General features: G+C 66.8%; 1 protein-coding gene. It reads left to right on the forward strand.

The annotated features are described in order from the left end of the window. The first annotated feature begins 1 nt into the window (after position 1). Positions 2 to 697: an NYN domain-containing protein gene (locus U9980_RS14415; protein WP_322768384.1), complete on the forward strand. Its 696-nt coding sequence runs from the start codon at positions 2 to 4 to the stop codon at positions 695 to 697. The last annotated feature ends 1 nt before the right edge of the window (position 698 follow it).

The raw sequence follows: 698 nt of genomic DNA on the forward strand, positions 1-698 counted from the left end.
ACTGCCGGACAAGCGGACCAAGGACGAGGCGGAAGCCGCGCTCTTGGTCGCCGGGGTCGACGACATCCTCGAAGGTGTCGGCCTCCACACGATTTGTCGCCGCTGGAACAACCTCGGCATCCTCAGCGCCACGGGCAAGGCCTGGCAGAAGGCCGTGCTTTGCAACTCGCCGCGGATGGTCGGCGGTCGACGCTTCAGCGGCGAGTTGACGTCCGTTCGTGTCTATCGTGGCCGTCTGAGCCCGGACCACCAGCTGGCGGCTGCCAGGGCCAGCGACAGGCAGGCTGCCCAGTGGGAACGTGACCGACGGGTGACGGTCGTACGTCGACAACTGCGGTACCCGAAGGGCTGGCCGGCTGAGCCTGCCCAGGAGAAGGGCATCGACGTCGCGCTGGCTGTCGACTTCGTACGCCTCGCCTGCGAGAACGCCTACGACGTCGGCATCCTGTTCAGCCGTGACACCGACCTGGTGCCTGCCCTGGAAGCGGTTCGCGACCTCGAAACCGGTCTCGTCCACATCGGCCAAAGTGGCGTCGGCTGCGTCGGCTGCCCCGACCAGGTCGCGCAATATCCGAATATCGGCGGGCCAGTCGGCGCTGGTCGCGGCGGCCAGGTATTCAGATGCCGCGGCCAGCCACGTAGGGCCGCGGCGCTCAAGTCAAACATGGAGGAGGCTGTGCTCGGCTTGTCATTCTAAG

This window comes from Protofrankia sp. Cr1 (genome assembly GCF_963555865.1).
Classification (GTDB): domain Bacteria; phylum Actinomycetota; class Actinomycetes; order Frankiales; family Frankiaceae; genus Protofrankia.